The organism is Methylophilus medardicus (assembly GCF_006363955.1).
GTDB classification, from domain to species: Bacteria; Pseudomonadota; Gammaproteobacteria; order Burkholderiales; family Methylophilaceae; genus Methylophilus; species Methylophilus medardensis.
Genome location: NZ_CP040948.1, coordinates 1,645,443 through 1,667,086, shown reverse-complemented (window position 1 = coordinate 1,667,086; position 21,644 = coordinate 1,645,443). Strand labels below are relative to the sequence as shown.

General features: G+C 51.6%; 16 protein-coding genes. 9 read left to right on the top strand and 7 right to left on the bottom strand.

Going from position 1 to position 21,644, the window contains the following annotated elements:
- Positions 1–26 precede the first annotated feature (26 nt).
- A complete protein-coding gene (locus FIT99_RS08000; protein ID WP_140003803.1) occupies positions 27–488 on the bottom strand; it encodes a Dps family protein in 462 nt (153 codons plus the stop codon).
- Between the two features lie 109 nt (positions 489–597).
- On the opposite strand from FIT99_RS08000, the gene FIT99_RS07995 reads away from it, so the two are divergent.
- The 5 genes from FIT99_RS07995 (at position 598) to FIT99_RS07975 (ending at position 7,026) form a co-directional block, all read left to right on the top strand.
- A complete protein-coding gene (locus FIT99_RS07995) occupies positions 598–2,910 on the top strand; it encodes a DNA translocase FtsK (protein WP_140003802.1) in 2,313 nt (770 codons plus the stop codon).
- Positions 2,903–3,526 (top strand): outer membrane lipoprotein chaperone LolA, encoded by a 624-nt coding sequence (lolA, locus tag FIT99_RS07990; RefSeq protein ID WP_140003801.1) that lies wholly within the window; start codon positions 2,903–2,905, stop codon positions 3,524–3,526. The genes FIT99_RS07995 and lolA overlap by 8 nt, the downstream gene beginning before the upstream one ends.
- 22 nt (positions 3,527–3,548) lie before the next feature.
- The gene (locus FIT99_RS07985; RefSeq protein ID WP_140003800.1) at positions 3,549–4,859 is read left to right on the top strand and encodes a replication-associated recombination protein A; all 1,311 of its coding nucleotides are present in this window, start codon (positions 3,549–3,551) and stop codon (positions 4,857–4,859) included.
- Between the two features lie 39 nt (positions 4,860–4,898).
- Complete coding sequence (gene serS, locus FIT99_RS07980) at positions 4,899–6,173, top strand: serine--tRNA ligase (RefSeq protein WP_140003799.1); 1,275 nt, start codon at positions 4,899–4,901, stop codon at positions 6,171–6,173.
- Between the two features lie 331 nt (positions 6,174–6,504).
- Positions 6,505–7,026 (top strand): DUF7482 domain-containing protein, encoded by a 522-nt coding sequence (locus tag FIT99_RS07975; RefSeq protein ID WP_140003798.1) that lies wholly within the window; start codon positions 6,505–6,507, stop codon positions 7,024–7,026.
- Between the two features lie 34 nt (positions 7,027–7,060).
- Here FIT99_RS07975 and mltF read toward each other — a convergent pair whose 3' ends face one another.
- Together mltF and rpiA are read right to left on the bottom strand one after the other, a co-directional pair.
- Positions 7,061–8,530, bottom strand: a complete 1,470-nt coding sequence (mltF, locus tag FIT99_RS07970) for a membrane-bound lytic murein transglycosylase MltF (protein WP_140003797.1) — start codon at positions 8,528–8,530, stop codon at positions 7,061–7,063.
- A gap of 17 nt (positions 8,531–8,547) precedes the next feature.
- Positions 8,548–9,222 carry a ribose-5-phosphate isomerase RpiA gene (gene rpiA, locus FIT99_RS07965; protein ID WP_140003796.1) on the bottom strand — a complete coding sequence of 225 codons (675 nt, stop codon included), beginning with the start codon at positions 9,220–9,222 and terminating at the stop codon, positions 8,548–8,550.
- 154 nt (positions 9,223–9,376) lie between these two features.
- Between rpiA and mfd the strand changes: the two genes are divergently transcribed.
- Positions 9,377–12,769, top strand: a complete 3,393-nt coding sequence (mfd, locus tag FIT99_RS07960) for a transcription-repair coupling factor (protein ID WP_140003795.1) — start codon at positions 9,377–9,379, stop codon at positions 12,767–12,769.
- Entirely contained in the window at positions 12,769–13,386 is a 618-nt protein-coding gene (locus FIT99_RS07955) for a DedA family protein (protein ID WP_140003794.1), read from the top strand. Before mfd ends, FIT99_RS07955 begins: the two co-directional genes overlap by 1 nt.
- Positions 13,387–13,486: 100 nt before the next feature.
- Here FIT99_RS07955 and FIT99_RS07950 read toward each other — a convergent pair whose 3' ends face one another.
- The 4 genes from FIT99_RS07950 to FIT99_RS07935 all read right to left on the bottom strand — a co-directional run bounded on the left by FIT99_RS07950 (position 13,487) and on the right by FIT99_RS07935 (position 20,670).
- Positions 13,487–13,741, bottom strand: a complete 255-nt coding sequence (locus FIT99_RS07950; RefSeq protein ID WP_140003793.1) for a hypothetical protein — start codon at positions 13,739–13,741, stop codon at positions 13,487–13,489.
- 144 nt (positions 13,742–13,885) lie between these two features.
- Positions 13,886–14,545 carry an NAD(P)H-dependent oxidoreductase gene (locus FIT99_RS07945; protein WP_140003792.1) on the bottom strand — a complete coding sequence of 220 codons (660 nt, stop codon included), beginning with the start codon at positions 14,543–14,545 and terminating at the stop codon, positions 13,886–13,888.
- A gap of 9 nt (positions 14,546–14,554) precedes the next feature.
- The gene (locus FIT99_RS07940) at positions 14,555–17,935 is read right to left on the bottom strand and encodes a UvrD-helicase domain-containing protein (protein ID WP_140003791.1); all 3,381 of its coding nucleotides are present in this window, start codon (positions 17,933–17,935) and stop codon (positions 14,555–14,557) included.
- Positions 17,932–20,670 (bottom strand): PD-(D/E)XK nuclease family protein, encoded by a 2,739-nt coding sequence (locus tag FIT99_RS07935; RefSeq protein WP_140003790.1) that lies wholly within the window; start codon positions 20,668–20,670, stop codon positions 17,932–17,934. Before FIT99_RS07935 ends, FIT99_RS07940 begins: the two co-directional genes overlap by 4 nt.
- 91 nt (positions 20,671–20,761) lie before the next feature.
- Between FIT99_RS07935 and FIT99_RS07930 the strand changes: the two genes are divergently transcribed.
- Positions 20,762–21,139 carry a hypothetical protein gene (locus FIT99_RS07930; protein ID WP_140003789.1) on the top strand — a complete coding sequence of 126 codons (378 nt, stop codon included), beginning with the start codon at positions 20,762–20,764 and terminating at the stop codon, positions 21,137–21,139.
- Positions 21,139–21,621 carry a transcription elongation factor GreB gene (gene greB, locus FIT99_RS07925; RefSeq protein WP_140003788.1) on the top strand — a complete coding sequence of 161 codons (483 nt, stop codon included), beginning with the start codon at positions 21,139–21,141 and terminating at the stop codon, positions 21,619–21,621. The genes FIT99_RS07930 and greB overlap by 1 nt, the downstream gene beginning before the upstream one ends.
- Positions 21,622–21,644: the final 23 nt, after the last annotated feature.

Sequence of the window (21,644 nt, the reverse complement as noted above, 5' to 3'; positions counted from 1 at the left end):
ATCAATCTTGAGTGTGCTTAGCGGGCTTATTCCAGCAAGCTGCGTAACATCCAAGCCGTTTTTTCATGCAACTGCAAACGCTGCGTGAGCAAATCAGCGGTGGCCTCGTCAGAAGCTTTCTCAGCAGCAGGAAACACACTGCGTGCCGTGCGACACACAGCCTCATGACCAGCGACGAGATCACGAATCATATCGTTGGCTTTTGGCACCTCAATGGTTTCTTCAATAGAGCTCAATTTAGAAAAATGTGCGTAAGTGCCTGGGGCGTATACGCCTAGTGAACGAATCCGTTCGGCGACGAGGTCAACGGCGAGTGCCAATTCTGTATACTGTGTTTCAAACATCAGGTGCAGCGTGTTGAACATCGGCCCGGTGACGTTCCAATGAAAATAATGCGTTTTAAGATATAAAGTATAGGTATCTGCTAGCAGTTTAGATAAACCCTGCGCGATTTCCTGGCGATTTTCATTGTTGATTCCGATATCCATATGTTCTCCTTGGCTGTGGTTTGTTTATTTTAGAACCTCGTCTCCCTGACTGCAATTTGATTTTGTTATAATCATTTAAGTTCACTCTTGCAAAGAAAGAGACAACATATTGTTTTTTAATAAGAAAAAAGTCGCTAACGTCCGTCTTGAAAAAGTTTCGACGGAAAAACAGTTACGTGACGCAAAATTGCTGAGAGAGGTCAGCTGGATAGCGTTGGCTGCACTCGGCATCTTTTTGGCGGTGATTTTGGCCACGTATTCGCACCAAGATCCGGGCTGGACCCACTCTGTCGGCGAAGATGACACCATTCATAACGCCGGCGGTGCCGTTGGCGCCTGGGTATCCGACATTTTTTTATCGCTGTTCGGCTTTTCTTCTTGGTGGTTTGTGATACTAGCTTTTTACATGGTATGGCTGATGTACCATCGTTTGCATCAAGACCCCGTTGAAAAGCACGATTGGTGGTTAAACGGTGTGGGTTTTGCGCTGATGTTGCTGGCGTCTGCGGCATTAGAGTCCGGGCATTTGGTGAGCTTTCCTGCCGATTTCCCCTTGCAACAAGGCGGTGTGATCGGCAGCGGCATCGATCACCTGTTGCGCAATATGTTTGGTTTTGCCGGCTCTACCATGTTGTTGTTAGTGCTTTTTGCCATTGCCTTTAGCCTGTTTACCAGCTGGTCATTGATCAATATGAGCGAGCAGTTGGGCGAATGGGTGATCGCGAGCTACCAATGGAGTCTACTCAAGTATCAAGATTGGCAAGACCGCAAAGTCGGTCGTCAAGCGTTTCAGGCGCGCGAAGAATTTGTCGAGGCGGAGCGCAAGCGGGTTGAAGATCGCAAGCCGGTTGAAATTACCGTGCCTGAAGTGGTCATTGAGCCCAGCGAGCGCGTGGTAAAAGAAAAGCAGGCCGTGCTGTTTGCAGCCATCGAGCAAGAGGGCTTGCCGCCACTACATTTGCTGGATGCACCGAATCAGTCTGTTGAATTGCAATCTGCCGAGACACTCGACTTCACCTCACGCTTGATTGAACGCAAGTTAATGGATTTTGGCATTGAGATCAAAGTGGTCACTGCCCAACCCGGACCGGTGATTACACGCTATGAGCTAGATCCGGCACCCGGCGTCAAGGGCAGCCAAATTACTAACTTAGCCAAAGACTTGGCGCGTGCTTTGTCTGTGATCAGTGTACGCGTGGTCGAGACCATTCCCGGCAAAAGCTATATGGGCCTCGAGATTCCTAACCCTAAACGGCAGATCGTTTCTTTGTCAGAGATCATGGGTAGCCAAGCCTATGCCGACCAGAGTTCACCGCTGGCCATCGCCATGGGTAAAGACATTGCGGGTAAACCAATTGTGGCCGATTTGGCCAAGATGCCGCATGTGCTGGTGGCGGGTACTACCGGCTCAGGGAAGTCAGTGGCGATTAATGCGCTCATTTTAAGTTTGTTGTACAAATCTGAAGCCAGCCGTGTACGCATGATTTTAATTGACCCGAAAATGCTTGAATTGTCGGTGTATGAGGGTATTCCGCATTTGCTGGCACCGGTGGTGACCGATATGCGCCAGGCGGCTAATGCCTTGAACTGGTGCGTCGCCGAGATGGAACGCCGCTATAAATTGATGTCCACCCTTGGTGTGCGCAACCTCGCGGGCTACAACCAAAAAATTCAAGAAGCCAAAAAACAAGGCGTGTCGATTCCCCATCCATTTAGCTTGACGCCGGACGAGCCTGAGCCGCTGGAAGAGATGCCTTTAATTGTTGTCATGATTGACGAATTGGCTGATTTAATGATGGTGGTGGGCAAAAAGGTTGAAGAATTAATTGCCCGCTTGGCGCAAAAGGCCCGTGCATCGGGCATACATCTAGTGCTTGCCACACAGCGACCTTCGGTGGACGTGATCACCGGCTTAATTAAAGCCAACGTGCCCACGCGCGTGGCGTTTCAGGTTTCAAGCAAAATTGACTCACGTACGATTCTAGACCAAATGGGTGCGGAAACCTTGTTGGGGCAGGGCGATATGCTGTATCTGCCGCCGGGAAGCGGCTACCCGCAACGCATTCATGGGGCTTTTGTCAGTGACGGCGAAGTGCATAATGTGGTCAACTTCCTCAAGGCGCAGGGCGAACCTAACTACATTGAAGGCATTCTGACCAACGAAACTGAGGGTGGCGAGCTTGACGCCATGACTGGCGGCGGCGATGCAGGCGGTGAAAAAGATCCTTTGTACGATGAGGCCGTGGCCATTGTACTCAAAACCCGGCGTGCGTCGATTTCATCGGTACAACGTCAATTACGGATAGGTTATAACCGCGCAGCCAGGCTCATTGAAGACATGGAGCGGGCCGGCCTGGTCTCGGCCATGCAAAGCAATGGTAACCGAGAAGTATTAGTGAAAGCTGGAGGCGACCATGACTAACCGTTGGACCCATATACTGATTGCCTGCGCCAGCTGGTGCATGCTCAGTGCCGCATTCGCCGATGGCGTTGACGATTTGAAGCAGTTTTATCAGAGCACGCATGCCATGCGTGCTAACTTTAAGCAAACGGTGTTCGACCAAAAAGGGCGCAAAGTCCAAGAGGTGAACGGGGTCATGCTATTGCAACGGCCAAACAAGTTTCGCTGGGATTACCAAAAACCTTATGAGCAGCAGATCATCAGTGATGGCCGCCAAGTGTTTTTGTTCGATGTGGATTTGCAGCAAGTGACTGTGCGCACGGTAGATAAAGTCTTGGGCACCAGTCCGGCTGCTTTATTGGCAGGCGGGCCCAATGTCGAGGAAACGTTCAGGCTCTCTCGGTTGCTAGACTTTGAGGGCATGCAACGTGTGCAAGCCAAACCAAAGCAAAAAGACAGTGGATTTCAGGTGGTCATTATCTCGTTTGACCACAGTAAACTCGCCGAGATGCGTTTAGTAGACGCATTTGGACAGAGCACGCATATCGAATTTAGCAGTGTCGAAGTGAATCCAACGCTCAACGCCAACCAGTTCCTGTTCACGGTGCCTAAAGGGGTAGATGTGGTCGGCGAATAACCGTCGCCCATCGCTGACAGCCATGTCCTCTTTGTTCGAACCACAAACCCCTTCTTCTGTGCCGCTTGCGGAACAATTACGCCCCAAAACCCTGAATGAAGTGGTGGGCCAAACCCATTTGCTAGGCGAGGGCAAACCTTTGCGCCGTGCTTTTGAGTCCGGCAAGTTGCCATCGATGATTCTATGGGGGCCGCCAGGGGTAGGCAAAACCACGTTGGCGCGTTTAATCGCACTCACGGCGGAGGCCGAGTTTGTGCCGTTATCCGCAGTATTGTCCGGCATCAAAGACATCCGTGAGGCAGTCGAACGTGCCGAGCACACCTTGCAGCAAACCGGCCGTAATACCATTTTGTTTGTGGATGAGGTGCACCGGTTCAACAAAGGTCAGCAAGACGCCTTTTTGCCTTATGTTGAAAGTGGGCTGATTACATTTATCGGTGCCACCACCGAAAACCCTTCTTTTGAGGTGAACAGTGCCTTATTGAGTCGCGCCCAGGTGTTCGTGCTCAACGCGCTGACCGAAGCCGAACTTGCACAACTGCTTGAGCGCGCGCGACTCAAAGTCGCGCCAGCAGTCAGCTTTGACGAAGCGGTGATTGAGCAAGTATTGGCGTATGCCGATGGTGACGCTAGACGCCTGCTCAATTTTGCCGAGGGCTTATTGTATGGTGCGGTTTCCGCAGGGCTGCAACAGATCGATGAAGCCTTTTTGCAGTCCACCATGGCCAGCAAATTGCGTCGATTTGATAAAGGCGGCGAGGCTTTTTATGACCAGATTTCTGCGTTACATAAGTCGGTGCGCGGCTCAAACCCAGACGCGGCCCTGTATTGGCTGATGCGTATGCTCGATGGCGGTGCTGAGCCATTATATCTTGCCCGACGTATCATTCGGATGGCCTGGGAAGATATCGGCCTCGCCGACCCGCGCGCCATGCAAATTGCCAACGATGCTGCCCTGACTTTTGAGCGCCTGGGCAGCCCCGAGGGCGAGTTGGCATTGGCGCAGGCGGTGATTTACCTTGCTGTCGCCGCCAAAAGTAACGCGGGTTACATGGCTTATAATCAAGCCAAGGCCTTCGTGGCACAAGACAAATCCCGCCTGGTGCCCCTGCACCTCAGAAACGCGCCAACTAAGCTGATGAAAGCGCTCGACTACGGCAAAGAATATCGTTATGCGCACGATGAGCCTGACGCTTATGCAGCTGGCGAACAATATTTTCCTGATGATTTAGAACCGCAAGCTTTTTACCAGCCCACGCCGCGCGGTTTGGAAGGTAAAATAAGTGAAAAGCTGCAACACCTGAAAGCACTGGATAAAAAAGCGAAAAAGTAATTTTTGGCTGATCAATACCGATTGAAATAGAAAGTACCTATGTTAGAGATACAACAACTTAGAAATGAGCTAGACACCGTTGTGACGAGGCTAGCGGCCCGCAAGTTTGTTTTTCCTGTGGAGGTGTTTAAAGCCCTGGAAGCGCAACGCAAAACGATACAAACCAATACAGAAAATTTACAAGCTAAGCGCAACGCCGCCTCTAAGCAAATCGGGATCGCGAAATCCAAAGGGGAAGATGCCAGTGCTATTTTGGCCGAAGTCGCAGGTTTGGGCGACGAATTAAAAGCTGCTGAAGCACAGCTCAATGATATTCAAGCCAACATGCTGGCATTGATGCAAAACGTGCCCAACCTCCCGCACGAGAGTGTACCCGTCGGCCAGGATGAGTCACAAAACGTCGAGGTGCGTCGCTGGGGCACGCCGCGTCAGTTTGACTTTGCGGTGAAAGACCACGCCGATGTTGGGGCGCCACTGGGATTAGATTTTGATACCGGTGCCAAGCTTTCTGGCGCACGTTTTACCTTTATGCAAGGACAGATCGCCAAGCTGCATCGTGCGATTGCGCAATTCATGCTCGATACGCAAACCGAAAAACACGGTTACACGGAATGCTACACGCCGTATCTGGTCAACCGCGAGACCCTGGTGGGCACCGGTCAGCTCCCTAAGTTCGAAGAAGACTTGTTCGCAGTGCCTCACAACGACAGCACGCTTTACCTGATTCCCACTTCAGAGGTGACGTTGACCAACACCGTACGTGATGAAATTGTGCCGCTAGATCGCCTGCCGATTAAACTCACCGCACACACGCCATGCTTTCGCTCAGAGGCTGGCTCTTATGGTCGCGATACCAAAGGCATGATCCGCCAGCACCAGTTCGATAAGGTCGAAATGGTGCAGATTGTGCATCCAGACACGAGCTACCAAGTGTTAGAAGAGATGGTCGGGCATGCTGAGGCGATTCTTCAAGCATTGGAACTCCCTTATCGGGTCGTCTCACTGTGCACTGGGGACATGGGCTTTGGCGCCACTAAAACCTACGACCTCGAAGTCTGGTTGCCAGCACAAAATACATACCGCGAGATTTCATCGGTCTCTAACTGCGAAGCGTTTCAGGCGCGGCGCCTGCAAGCCCGTTTCCGTAATGCCAACGGCAAACCAGAATTGTTGCATACCCTGAACGGGTCTGGTTTGGCTGTGGGGCGTACGCTGGTGGCGGTGCTGGAAAACAATCAACAAGCCGATGGATCTGTCACGATTCCAAAAGCCCTGCAACCTTACATGGGCGGTAAAACCGTGCTCAGCCTCTGAGTTAAAGCGCAAATAAAGCGCTCGTCAGTAGCCAATGCCCTATCTAATCGTTAGGGCATTTTCATTTCTAATCTACGACTGTTTAAGGGCATGGCAGCGATCATGTCGCGCATGGGCATGCCTCAATCTACATACGCGTTCACCCACTTGCCTCTCCCGCTGATGAAAGCGCTGCTTTCTTAGAAAAGCCGCTCAGAAAAGAAAGTGGTGAAAGGTCATATAAATACGTGCCTTATCCGAAGGATTTTTTTGTTTATCTTCCTTATCATAGGACGATATCAAGTGTGTCATGTTGGTTTTTTGAGATGAACAATCAGGGGGTGGTTGAAAAATGAATTTTGCTAGATTGGCTGTTTTGATGATGGTTGGTATGTTGGCGTCTTGTGCTACTAGGCCGGTGGATTTGGGGCGCACTGAGACGGTGTTACCTTTGAATCATGCGTGGGTAGATGGCAAAAAAGTCGCGTATGTGACGACAGATATTTCAGATTTAACCATGGCAAAGGCAGCCGGGATCAATTATGTGCCACGTTTACGCGATGCCATTTCTGAGCATGGGGGGCGCTCTATTTTAGAGCGAGTGTATAAGTTTCCCGGCGCTGAGCAGATCAGTATTTTTCAGTCAGCACCTTTACCTATTGGCGGCGATAATGCGGATAAAAATTACAGTCCCTTGTGGCGGCTGGTGTTAGTGAATTGGATCAAGGCTGATCGGATGCGCGTGCTGAAGTCTGAAAGTGAATTGTTGTCAGCAGAGGAGCAAGGAGAGGTTTCACTGAAGGTGACAGATATTGTGGTCAACTGTCCTGTGACAAAAGATAGCTACGGCAAGGCTTTGAACGGGGTGAGATAAGCCGATTGCAAACGCGGCTTCTAAAGGCTGTCTATTAAGATGCCTTGGCGAGCAGCCAAGGCATTTGCATTTCTGCGATCTTGTAAGGGTCTACGCCCGGGTCATAAGCCGGAAAGTATTTTTGCATAATCTGGTAATAGCTGCGGACGAGTTCGGTGTAAATCACTGGGGCGCCACAGCTGCAGTAGCCATGTTTAGTGTTGACGTAATAAGCCGGGTCGTTGAGTAGCTGGTAGCCGCGTTTGACATCGGCCCAGCTATCGGGGTTGAGCCCCAGTTTTTGCGCGATGATGCGCGCGTCTTCAAGGTGGCCGACGCCGTTGTTGTAGGCTGCTAGCGTCATAAAGGTTCTGTCTGGCTCTGGGATGCGCGCCGGGATGCGGTCTTTCATCCACAACAAAAATTTGGCGCCTGCCATGACACTTTGTTTGGGGTCTAGCCGGTCTGTCACATTCATCATGTTAGAGGTCTGCTCGGTAAGCATCATCAGCCCGCGGACGTTGGTCGGTGAAGTGCTGTAGTTATCCCAATGTGATTCTTGGTAACTAAGCGCAGCCAGCAAACGCCAATCGATATCAGTGATTTCTTGTGCGCTTTTAAATAAGCGGACATATTTGGGCAGCAATGTTTGGGATTTGCTTAAAAAAGTAGTTACATCCACTGGTTTTAGGCGTTTGGTATGGCCGTGATAACGGTCTAGCAAGTTACGTAAAGTGCCATCTTTTTCAATCTGTTTGAAAAACGCCTGCACTTGTTTTAACCGTGCTTCACCATGCAGCTTGTTGAGTGCCCAGCCAATCTTATCCGCGGGGCCCAGCATCATGCCCGCATCCAGTTGCGGGTAGTTATATTGCATGATGGCGACGAGATGATTGTCGGCTACCGTGAAGTCGATTTCATTGCGGGCCACGGCTTCAATGAGTTGCTCTGAGCTGAGTTTCTCGGTTTCTTTCCAGGTCAGCGCCGGCACCTTCGACTGTAATTCACGCATGCGTTCGACAAAACTAGTACTTTTGGGCAACACAATGCGTTTTTGCAGCAGGGCATCGGCTTGATTGGGTTCGCTATTTTTATCGCGGTTATAAACCACCATGGATTGCACTTGGTTAAAGGCCGGCCCAAATAATACTTGGCGTTTGCGGGCAGCGGTGATGCTGATATCTGCGGCGGCAATGTCGGCATCTCCTTTTAGCAAGGTCGGGAACACCTTAGCGAAATTGTCGACCACGATAAATTCGAGTTTATAGGGCTCGCCTAAAAATGCGACAAATCGTTTGGCTAAATCATATTCAAGCCCGGCGTAGTTATTCTGGCTGTCAATAAAATAAGTACTGGGGCTGTTAATGGTGACAAAGCGGATGGTGTAGGGGTCAGGCTTGGCTTTGTTTGGTGTCAGGTGTTTGGCGTTGTTGGAATCACTGCAGGCCAGCAGTGTAGTGCACAAAGTCACCAGCATGACTTTTAGCCATGCTGATGGTGTTAACTTGCCAGAATCCTGCCACATACGGTTTCTGTTTCACGCTAAATGCGCGACTCAATCTTGCCTTGATCTGCGATCAGAATGGTGGTGGCCAGTTTGGCAAAGATGCCGTGCTCAACCACGCCGGGAATATTATTGAGTAGGGCATTCAATTGATCTGCATCCAGGTTGGCATCAAAGCGCATATCTAGCACCAAGCTACCATGGCTGGTGACACACAGGCCATCTTTTGCCGCATTTTGGCGCAACTCGCCCACGCCACCCACGGCCTCGATACTGCGTTTTGCGGCTTGCCAGGCAAATGGCATCACTTCAATCGGGATAGGGTATTGACTTCCAATGCGCTCGACCAATTTGCTGCGATCAGCAACGACAATGAATTGTTTGGCGGCTTTGGCCAATAATTTTTCCATCACTAGATCATAGCCACGGCCTTTCAGCAGGGCATTGTCTGGCGTAATTTCATCTGCGCCGTCGACATACAAATCGATCTGGCTGAGTTGTGATAGGCTCAACACCGTCAAGCCCACACTTTGTGCCTTGATCATGCTGATGTTGGAGCTGGCAACGGTGGCTACGCGCAATTGTGATTGTTGCTGGCGTGCTGCCAGCGCCTCAATAAAATAATTGGCAGTAGACCCTGTGCCCAGTCCGACGATCATGTCGTGTTTGACGTAGCTGGCGGCTTCCAGCGCGACGGCTTGTTTATCGTTCATAATGTGTTCTCCGTGCTGCTCTGTTGCACCTTAATCGCTCTCGCATCTCGCGTGTTTGCATCACTGTCAATGGACGCTTGCAGTTATAATAGCAAACTCGGCAGATTCGCCAAGAAATACTCACCTAACCTCAGCAATAAGATCTTAATTTTTTATGGCAGTTTCACTTCCCGTGATCGGGCACCCACAGCGGTTTTCATTTCAAAGTCAGGGCCTGGATAGTAAAGCATTGGCTGCGTTAGCCTGTGATTTAAAAGCCACACAAACGCCCTTGGTGGTCCTCACTGCCAGCGCGTTTGAAGCACAGCGCCTAATGGATGAGATTCCTTATTTTGCGAAAGACCTCGAGGTGCATTTGCTGCCGGACTGGGAGACACTGCCGTATGACGTGTTTTCACCCCACCCGGATTTAACCTCAGAGCGCTTGGCCACCTTATATCAGCTGAGCCAAAATCAAGGCAATATCGTGATCGTACCGATGGCGACAGCGCTACTGCGGTTGCCGCCGGTGGCTTATCTGGCTGCCCACAGCTTTATGTTGAAAAAAGGCCAGAAGCTCGATGTGGATGCCTTGCGTCATCAATGTGCGCAAGCTGGCTACCATCATGTGAGTCAGGTGATGGCGCCCGGCGAATTCAGTGTGCGTGGCGGGTTGGTGGATTTATATCCTATGGGCAGTGCGTTTCCTTATCGCATTGATTTGTTTGATGACGAAATTGAAACCATACGCACTTTTGATATTGATACCCAGCGTAGCGTATACCCCGTCCCTGAAATTCGCATGCTGCCCGCGCGCGAGTTTCCAATGGATGAGGCGGCGATTACGCGTTTTCGCAGTCAATTCAGAGAGTATTTTGAAGGCGATCCGCAACGGGCAAAAATTTACAAAGATGTGAGTAAAGGCACCCCAAGCGGCGGCGTGGAGTGGTATTTACCCTTATTTTTTGAGCAGACCGCGACCTTATTCGATTATTTGCCAGCGCAAACGGTGCTTTGTCTGCACGGCGATCTCGACAAAGCAGCGCAGACCTTTTGGACGGATGCCAGCAGCCGTTACAGATTAATGGCTTACGACGCGGAAAAACCCATTTTGCGTCCAGAAACCTTGTTGCAAAAAGCTGACGAGTTCTTCAAACAAACGCACGCATTTGCCTTGGTGTATCAACAGCTCGACGTGAAAACATTAATCCCGCCCGTGGATGTCGATCGGCGCGCAGAGCAACCGCTACACAAGCTGCAATCTTTTATTCAAACTTTTCCTGGCCGCGTTCTGATCGCAGCCGAGAGCCTGGGGCGGCGCGAGACGATAGCGCAACTGTTCACCGAACACGGGCTGACCTTCGCACTGACTGAGGATTGGGCCGGATTCGAAAAATCCACGCTTCCAGTGGCGTTGGGTGTCTCTCCATTGCATCAGGGGCTGGTTGACAGCACACTGGCAGTGATTACAGAAGCAGAGCTCTACGCCAGCACTGTGCGCCAACAGCGGCGTCGTAATCAGGAAAAAGCCCGCAACACCGAAGGCATGCTGAAAGATTTGTCTGAGCTACGCTTGGACGATCCGGTGGTGCACGAGCAACATGGTGTCGGGCGCTACAAAGGGCTGGTGAATATTGACTTTGGTGAGGGCGAAACAGAGTTACTGCTGATTGAGTACTTTGGCGAGGATAAGTTGTATGTGCCGGTGTCGCAGTTATTCCTGATTTCGCGCTACTCGGGCGGGCCGCCTGAGAGTGCGCCATTGCATCGATTAGGCAGTGGGCAATGGGACAAGGCCAAGAAAAAAGCGCTGAAGCAGATTCGTGATACCGCCGCAGAATTGCTCAATTTATACGCGCAACGCGCCTCGCGCCGCGGACATGCTTTTACCCTCAGTTTGCACGACTACGAGGCCTTTTGTGAAGGGTTTCCGTTTGAGGAGACCCCAGATCAGCTGGAGGCGATCGAAAACGTCATTAAAGACATGCAATCCGGCCGCCCGATGGACCGGCTGGTGTGCGGCGATGTTGGCTTTGGTAAAACAGAAGTCGCCTTGCGCGCTGCATTTGTCGCCGTGATGGGGGGGCGTCAAGTAGCTGTGTTGGTGCCCACCACTTTGCTCGCCGAGCAGCATTACCAAAACTTCTGTGATCGCTTCGCCGAATGGCCGATCAAAATTGCCGAGATTTCACGCTTTCGCACGGCCAAAGAGCAAGCGGAGGCACTCAAAGGGTTGGCCGATGGCAGTATCGATATCGTCATTGGCACGCATCGACTGATTCAGAAAGACGTGCAGTTTAAAAATCTAGGTTTGGCGATTTTGGATGAAGAGCATCGCTTTGGTGTGCGCCAAAAAGAGCAAATGAAAGCTTTGCGCGCCGAGGTCGACGTCCTAACGTTGACCGCAACACCGATTCCGCGCACGTTGAGCATGGCGATGGAGGGCTTGCGCGAGTTCTCAGTAATTTCAACCCCGCCACAGAAACGATTGGCAATTAAAACATTCCACACTCCTTTTTCTGATGGCATTATTCGCGAGGCGGTGATGCGCGAATTTAAACGTGGTGGGCAGGTTTACTTTTTGCATAATGAGGTTGATACCATTTTTGTCATGATGGAAAAATTAGCCAAAATTTTGCCTGAGGCGCGTATTTCGATTGCGCATGGCCAATTGCGCGAACGTGAGTTGGAATATGTCATGCGCGATTTTTACCAGCAACGCTCTAACCTGCTGTTATGCACCACCATCGTCGAAACCGGTATTGATGTCCCCACCGCCAATACTATGATCATCAACAAGGCAGATATGTTTGGCCTGGCACAGTTACACCAACTGCGGGGACGTGTCGGCCGCAGTCACCATCAGGCTTACACTTACCTGTTGACTGACCCGCACCGCAACATTACGCCGCAAGCGCAAAAAAGGCTGGATGCGATTCAATTATTAGAAGATCTGGGCGCGGGCTTTCACCTGGCGATGCATGATCTTGAAATTCGTGGCGCGGGTGAATTGTTGGGTGACAGCCAAAGTGGCGAGATGCAACAAATCGGTTTTAACTTGTATTCGGATATGCTCAATCATGCCGTCAAGCAACTCAAAGCCGGTAAAGAGCCTGATCTCGACGCCCCCTTAGGCGTCACCACTGAAATTAATTTGCATGCGCCAGCCCTGTTGCCAAGCAACTATTGCCCAGATGTGCACGAACGTTTGGTGATTTATAAGCGCTTGGCCAACTGTGAAGATGATGATGCACTAGATGCCATGCAAGAAGAACTCATTGATCGTTTCGGCTTGCTGCCGGAGCCGGGCGAGGCGCTGATTGCTTGTCACCGTTTACGCATTGCTGCCAAACCCTTGGGCATTATTAAAGTCGACGCCTCGGACGCTGCCATCCAGTTGCAGTTTAATGTCAAAGCAGACCTCGATCCGATGAAACTGATCAGCCTGTTACAACGCGATAAACGCTGCCGCATGAATGGGCCGGATAAATTACGTGTGACCGTGCAGTTAGGCAACCTCAATCACCGTGTAGAATTGGTAAAAACGCTGTTGAAGGAATTTACATAATGTTAGAAAAATTATTGGCCGCTGTGGCTGGCTGGATCATTGCCGTGATTGCCTCCATGGGATACGGCGGCATTGTTTTGTTGATGGCGATTGAGTCGGCCTGTATCCCGTTGCCCTCAGAAATCATCATGCCGTTTGCCGGATTCTTAGTCAGCAAGGGCGACCTCACCTTGTGGGGCATTGCTTTAGCAGGTGCCGTCGGCTGTGTGCTGGGTTCCATTCCGGCCTACTATGTGGGCCTGTATGGCGGGCGTCCTTTAGCCGAAAAATTTGGCAAATATGTGCTCATCAGCAACAAAGACCTCGATATGGCCGATCGCTGGTTTGCCAACCATGGTGAAATTATTATTTTCGTCGCCCGACTGTTGCCTGCAGTGCGCACCTTTATCGCGTTCCCGGCTGGCGTAGCCCGCATGAACATGACGCGCTTTGTGGTGTACACGTTTGTCGGATCACTCATCTGGTGTTTTGTGTTGGGCTATGTTGGTATGAAAGCCGGCGAGCACTGGGAGGATTTGAAGGTCTATTTCCACGAATCACATTACGTGATTGCCGCACTGGGATTGATCTTTGTGGCGTGGTATGTGCGCAGACATTTCAAAAACGAGGCGGCGTAGTCAGCCAGCTGAGATAAATGCGCAAGCAGTTTTGCGGGTGAGATGAAAAATTAAAAAGGCCTTTACAGGCCTTTTTAATTTTAATGGCATGGATGACAGATCAGGCGAGCATGGTGTCTGCATCCGAACTGTCTGCTTGATCATCATCACTGCTGGCCATGTCGGCTGACAGATCGCGATAGGCAACTGTCCGTAAATCAAAGTTCAAGCTGTTGGGGGCCGCGTCATGCTTGATTGGACCGTTTGCATTCAACACCACCCGCGCTAACGCCTCATCCTGTGCAGTCGCATGGGCTGCAACACTTGCCAACATGAAGACACTGCAAGCGATCACATTTTTTAATACAGATTTCATCCATGACCCCTTTGAATTTATTTTGAAATCAAACTGTATCAAAAGGCGGTACGGTCTTTAAATAGCTCTTTAAGGCCAATGCCTGAACCTTAAAATGTGCCGATAACGACGTTTGCAGGTTTTATCCGAAGGGGGCAGGGGCGATTACTTCCAGCTAACCATTTGTGACAAGTCTCTGCGTGTTTTGGCTTTAGGCGCATGTTTGCGATAGCCAAACGCGACCATATATGCCAAGCCATAGGCTTGCAGATCCACCTCAAAGTGCTCGGCTAGCAAGGCATCGGTCTCTTTTTGTTTAAAGCCCTCAATGGGGCAGCTGTCGATGCCCAGCATGGCAGCGACCGTCATCATATTGGCCAATGGCAGGTAGCATTGCTTGCTGGCCCAATCAAACAGTTTGCGTTCATCGGTTAAATCAAAGTCAGATTGCTGAAACTGCTTATAAAAGCCGAGACGCATCTTGGCAACGTCATCTGGGTGATGTTGCACCTCTCGCATGAATTTAGGCAAATAAGCGCCATCAGCGTCCAAAAAAGGCGATTTCATCGCCAGACACAATACAAAGTGACTGGCGGTATCGAGCTTGAGTGGCGCGCCCCAAGCATGCTGCTTCAACCGCTCGCGCAAGGTTTTATCCTGTACCACTATAAAATGCCATGGCTCAAAACCGAACGAGCTTGGTGACAGCCGAGCGGCTTCCAGAATACACGCAAAGGTGGGGGCAGGAATCTGTTGGCTGGCATCAAACTCTTTACAGGCATGTCTAAAATGCAACGCTTCTTTAATGGATTGTGGATCAATCATCCTGACTCCTTAGTCAATTTCCACCGGCACTAGCTTGCCGACACTTAAAAATAAAATGGCTGTTTGTATGGGCAAGCCCTCTGCGCTAAATAGTCGCGCATAGTCAGCCAATTGCGGCTTAAATGCCCGTGCTAATTGGGTGAGATTCTCCTCTTTCGAAACTGGCATCGATTTATAGTCAACGATCCAACGCACACCGTCAGCAACAAAGGTGCGGTCGATCACCTTTTTACCGGCGCTTAACTGCTCAATCGCAAGCTCGGCGCTGGCTTGTGCGTGAGGCGCTAATACCCACCGGCCATCTGCTGATTGCAAGGTGGTGTTGAGCAAATGCGCCACCTGTACCGCCGCTTGGGTCGCCTCATCGCGCGGATAGCCGCTTTGTTTGAACCAACGTTGCATGGCCGCTTGAAGCCCAAAGAATGCGGTTTTTTCATGCTGCTGCCAAGCGTCGAGACCCTGTTCCGCGATGAGTTGCAAGTACAAATGCGCGAGCGTGCCCATGTCTGCCTCTAGTTGATGCAGCGGACGGATCGCCTCTGTCGTAGACTGCGTTAGCGTGTGTGTAGTCAGCGCAGAGTCTTGTAACAGCGCAGGCGTTTGTGCGTTGCGCACGCGAATCAACCGCGGTACAAACTGCCGAATGTCCGCGACCTGTTGAGCCCCTGGGTAGCGACGCACAATATCGTTTTCTGCCGTGAAGCATGGCTGAATCGTGGGCCATAATAGCTGTAAAAACGTATTTTTACGTGCTTGTGGGTCTCCGTTTTTGTCGAGCTTGGCAGCGCCTAGTAAATGCAGCTGACGCTCAGCACGGGTGGCAGCGACGTAAAGGACACGCGCATCTTCATAGGCTGCACGCGTTTTATCCAGATCATTTAAATAATCATAGGCGGTGACGGTGGTTTGCGCGCGTTTGCGCGCGGTCGGCACAAATGGGGCCGCCACCAGCGCGGTACGACTGTGTGCCATGGTGACTTCTTCCCAAATCACCAGTTTGGCGTCATCTGGGGGGTTGCCCCCATCCAAGCCCGGCAGAATGACCGTGTCAAACTCTAAGCCTTTGGATTTGTGGATGGTCATGAATTGTAGACTGGCGTCTGCCGTTGCATCCGGCGCAGCGTAGAGCTTTTGTACATCGTCAGCCAATGCTTGCGGATTAAATTGACCTTGTTGTTCGAGCGCTGCGATACGGGCAAAAAAAGCTTGTACGTCTTGGACATCGTTTTTATGCCATAGGCATTGTGCGCCGCCGAGCCGCAACCAAGTGTTATGCACCCAGCGGCTGACTGGCGAGCGGCCACGCCATTGCAAGGCAGTTTGCATCACCTCTCGAACATGGCGGGCGCGTTGCTGGCCATCGGCGCTTAATTGTGACAGACGTTGCGCGTCTTGCAATAAGCTTAAAATGCTCTGATGGCTATCGCGACCGACGAGCGCGTGCAAGTCAGCCAGCGTTAAACCGCACCAAGGCGCGCGTAATAGCGCCAGCCAGTGAACGCGGTCGGCCTGCTGATGCAAGGCGTAGGTGAGCGTGAGCAAGTCTTGCACAATTTGACGATTGGCCAATTCTTCAATTTCGACCGCCTGAAAACTCAGTGTGCGATGGTTTCTGCGTATCTCGCTGACCAGCGCATGCAAATGTTTGCGGGCGCGTACCAACACGGCGATGGTGGCCTCGGGATGCGTCGCCCGTGTTTGCTGAATGATGCGAATGATATGTTCCGCTTCGGTATGGCGGATATTGGCGGGCGCTTCGTCTTCAGTGTTGCTTGGGTGTAATAGCGGGTGCACAAATACGCCTGCACCACTGGCATCGGCGCGCGTGGCGACAAACGGCCGATAGGCAATCGCACCCTGTTGCGGGGCATCATGCGCTGGCAGAATGCCTTGAAAGGTCTGATTGATCCAATCGACCACGGGCGGGCAGGAGCGGTTGTTGCGCCAGAGTTTGAGGGGCGTCAGTGCAATATCGCCGATGCCATATTGCGCCGCATTCAGAAACAAGCCGACATTGGCTTTGCGAAAACGATAAATCGACTGCATGGGATCACCCACCGCAAATAGCGTGCGGCCATCACCGACTTGCCAACCGCGCGTGAGCGCTTTGAGCAGATCGGTTTGCATCGGGCTAGTGTCTTGAAACTCGTCGACCAGCAGGTGTTGAATGCGGTAATCGAGGCGCATGGCGAGTTCTGTCACTTCTTCGCCCTCTAGCAATGCTTTAAGTGCGCGTTGTGCCACCTCCACAAAATCTACCTCGTTTTGTGCTTGAAAACACAACCAGAGTTGCGCGGCGGCAATATTGAGTAACTGGCTCAAGGCCGCGATGATGGCCTGATCCTCATCATGATCTGCATCCGGCAGTAAGCGGATGCGGGCAAGCAGCTTTTCCGCGTCACTTTGTTGTGCCAGCCCGTTGAGAATCTCCGTCAATGCCTCTTTGTACGGCTTGGCCTCATCGGTGGCTGGCAGACCCATATTTTTATCAAGACGTTTGCGTAAACCGCCAGTGCTGGTCAGCAATAGTTCGGCGAGCGCACGCCAGCTTGGCAGATCTTCAATATTGGCGGTGAGGGGCGTCTGCCAGTCACCTAGGGTTGAGAGGAGATGTGCAGGCGTTAATTGGCTGGCAGCATAACGGGCAATCGGCATCAAGACTTGCTGTAAGCGGGCAGGCATCACCGCCAGCACCTGCGCTAACTCAGATTCAATCAAATACGTCAGGGCAGATTGTCCAGACATTGGGTCGCTGGATTGGCTTAAATGTAGCCATTGTTCGCGCTTAGCCAACATGGAGACGAGCAGTGTTTCCAGTTTGTACTGGTCATTATCCATGTAGCGCAACACCAGACGTACCGGTTCGCCCAGTATGGGCTCATCCATCGCTTGCAAAGCCAAGTTAGCGGCTTCTCGGTAATAGGTCCAAGCATCTTCAGTCACGGCCGGTTGGGTGCCAAAGCGACTCATTAACGGCATTTGCCGCGCCAAGTTGGCGCAGAGTGAGTCGATGGTGTAAATGCGCAACCGGGACGGGCTCTCGAGCAATTGCCACTGCAAGGCAGCTGAACGCTGTAAGGCTTGTTGACCGAGATCGTAAGTGATTTTTTTATGCGTAGCCTCGGGCGGGATACCCCCAGCGGCTAAAAGTAAGCTGTCAAGAATACGCGCGCGCATTTCTGATGCAGCTTTGTTGGTAAAGGTGATGGCGATAATTTCTTCTGGTGCTTGCACGGTTTGCAGCAATTTCAGAAAGCGCTGGGTCAATAACTCGGTTTTCCCCGCCCCGGCCGGGGCCTCTACAATAAACGATTCCAAAGCCAGCGCGCGCTCACGATGGCTGGCATCGAGGGCGAGAGCGGCTGATAAGTGGCTGTCTCGTGGAATCATGCCGCGCCTCCCGCCTGCTGTTGCTCAAACTGCAATTGCCGCTCTGGCAAGCGCAACAGCGGTAACACATCGCAATACGCCAAGTCTTGTTCGCTTTCAAACACCACAGCAGCCGCGCCGGCTTTGAGTGCTTGTGCAGTTTGCGTAATTTGTGTGCGCCAATGCGTGAGCACCGATGGCCAGTCAGGAAACTGTGCTGGGTCAAACAGTTTATTTTTTTCGTGGTTAAAGGCTTTGATGCCGGGGACGATGTCGTCTTCTGCCGCTACCCCGCTAAATCCAGCGTCGGTCAGACGCAACTTGCCGAAACAGACTGCCGCAATGTCTGCCTCTTGCAATAAAAATGCGGCATAAAGGGGGAGTTGCGGCTCGCTGAGTTTGTCGCTCGCCCAGTTTTTAAAGTCGGGGGCGCTGCCGGTTTTGTAATCAATGACGATGAGTCGACCATCGGGTAAGGTATCCACCCGGTCTATCACCAATTTGATTTGCACGCCCTCAATGAGTGTTTTAAAGGTTTTTTCTACCAGTGTGACGCTAAAGGGTTGTGGGCGCGCGCGTTCGATCTCCCACAACCAAGTCAGCGCTAGTTTGCTTAATCGTTCTGCCTCTAATTGGCAGAAAACGCTCGAAAACGGCTGGGCAAACTCGGTATTAAAGTCAGAGATGACGGTCATCGCGATCTGGTCGAGTTGTGTTTTTAACTGTTGTGGGTCTAGTGTTTGCCAATTCAGCGTCGTTTGCGCGGTCCAGAAAGCAGCCAATACACGGTGTATCAGGTCGCCGCGTTGCATGGCATCGAGGCCATTGTGGGCGGTTTCTAACTTGCGTGCCTTGAGGCGATATTGATAAAACGCCCAGGCTGGGCAAATTGCCTGCGCACGCAGTAACCCCGTGCCGCCGCTGACATGTTCACCCTCCAATACCGGCGGGGCCTGATGGTCGTCTAGCCATTGCCAGTCCTGTGTACAATCACTTGCCAACTGCTCGGCCAAGGTCGCCACCCCTGCAGGGCTGTTGGCCTCAGCGATATTCTTGATCAGCGGGCTCATACGTAACAGACGGTCACCCTCTTGGCGGGCATATGAAAAAATCACTTCGTGTGCGCTAGTGAGTAAACGTTGATGAATTTTGCTGGCAAAGGCCATTTGTACCTCGCTACTGGCATTCGGCGTGCCGGCTTGGCGTTGCAATTCAGCAGGAATCAGCGCATTGGTGCGGGATAAAGGTGGCCAGACGTGATCGTTCATGCCCATCACCCACACGCCATCTAAGGGCTGCGCGCTGGCTTCTAGCATGCCCATCACCGTAATGTTTGGTTGGCGAACGGTTTGCGGCTGAAAAATTTGTGCCTGACATAATTGTGACAAGCGGTGCAGGGCGCCCATGGCATCTACTGGCCCCAGCCAAGTGTCTAGCGCTGAGAGTTGCGCCAACACTTGGTGAAACGATTGCTGACATTGGTATTCAACACTGGATAAGCTTCGCTCCCCCGGGTAATGCGTGGCTTGCAGCAAGGTTAAAAAATAAGCGCTCCACTGAGAGGGGGGCTGTTTGCGCGGTGCTTGCTTGGCTTGTAAGAGTAAAGCACTCAAATCGGCATGCAAGGCAGGACAAGCAATCGGATATTCATCGGCTTGCTTGCGCGCGACAAAGCGAGCGAACGTTTGTGCATGCACCTGTAAAGGCAACTGGCGTCGCATTTCAGCGTCTATGTTGGCGCGCGCCTCTGCTTCATGGATTGCCTGTGACCAGTAGATATCCGCCAGCAGTGCAGAGAGCTCCGTTTGCGGATGGGGCGCCCCTTGAAAAGCCAAGCGTAACAATGCCAGCGCAGACTGGACGAGCGGCCAGCGACTCAAAGGTAGTCCCAGAGAAAACTCATAACAGCGCGGGGTTTCAGCATGCGCCGGGTGCAAAGCCTCTGGGTGAAAGATGTCATCTAGTAAGTTTGCGAGAAGATGTCGCATCGCGTCCAGCGCCGGCACCACAATCGCGAGCTTGGCATCCGGGTTGTGATTAAGCTGTTGTTGCGCCCAATGCACGGCGGCGCGCATTTCATCGTTGGCCTCGGCAAATCCCACGCGCTGCGCAGGCTGGGCAACCACGTGCTGGTCATAGGTTTCTACCAAGACACCTGCGGCTTCTAGTCCGGCGATCAGCCGCTGTAAGAGGGGATTGATGCGGTCAAAGCCCGCCAACTGAATGCGTGCTGGTAAGCCACGGCTAAGCTGGCCGAGTTGTTCCAATTGCCAGACTTGATAACGTACGCTTTCGAGATAGCCGCTTTGTTTGCATAAGGTCTGAAACTGTTGGCGCCATTGCATAAATTGGCGCGTTTCATCACTGGCAGTGGCCATGTCGACGCTGATATTCCACTCAATTAAAAAGCGGTTGGCTTCCATCGCGGCACTGGCTAGGCCATGGGTGTTGAATAAATTCAATGCCTCGTGTTGGCGCAAGCAATGTTGAATGGCTTGCTCCCACAACAGCGCTTCTTGCGTAGTGGACAACACCCCCTGTGGTGCTGTCTGTAGATCAATCTGACCAGCCAAGATAGCCTGTTCAGTCAGTTGATAGAGCCAATCTTGCAAAGGCAGCACCTGGGGTGCTTGCCACTGCATTTTGCCTTGCTGTTTTTGTTTGAGCTGAAGCCATTGCCGGATACCTTGCGCTAAACGTGCCGAGGCGCAGAGAACCACGGGTGCAATGTCAGAATGGTTAGCAGCAAGCGTCATGAGTGCGTATATGTGTGAATTGTTATCTTAACCACAACATTTTATAAGATAATGCGATCAGCAAACGATAAAAAACTTTTGGAGTCCTGACATGTCTGCTTTTGCCAAGTTTTTAAAATGGATTTTTTGGCTGATTCTGCTACCCGTGGTCCTTTTGGGTTTGTATACCTGGGCCAGCTTGAGCTGGGTTTATTCTGATGGCGAGCGGATCGGCTATGTGCAAAAACTCTCGCACAAGGGCTGGGTATGTAAAACCTGGGAAGGCGAGCTGGTGTTGGTCACTGTGCCCGGCACACAGGCAGAAAAGTTTTACTTTACGGTGCGTGATCCCGCGGTGATCAGCCAAGTGAATCAATTGGCGGGTGAGCGGGTACGTGTCATGTATAAAGAGCACAAGGGCGTGCCTTCAACTTGCTTCGGTGAAACAAGTCATTATGTGTATGCAGTGGAAGAAGTCGAAGAAGACTGATGGCTGATCTCAAAAATTACATTACGCCAGAGGGCTATGCTGCGCTCGAAAAAGAATTTCAATTCTTGATTAAAGTGGATCGGCCCGAAGTGGTGCGCGTAGTGAGCTGGGCCGCCGGCAACGGCGACCGCAGCGAGAATGGCGATTACATCTACGGCAAAAAGCGCTTGCGGCAGATTGATTCACGGATCCGTTTTTTGACCAAACGGATGGATGCGGCAGAAATCGTCTACAGCAACACGCAGACCAATACCGAGCAAGTTTTCTTTGGCGCGTGGGTCACCCTGTTTAACCTGAGTGATGACACTGAAATGACGGTAAGGATTGTGGGTCAAGACGAGCTGGATCCTTCACAAGGCTTTATTTCATGGGTATCCCCCATGGCAAAAGCCTTACTCAGTAAACGCTTGGGCGACGCGGTTCGTGTGATGACGCCCAGCGCTGAAACAGAATATGAAATTATTGATATTCGTTACATATAAAACAAATCATTGCACTGCTGACT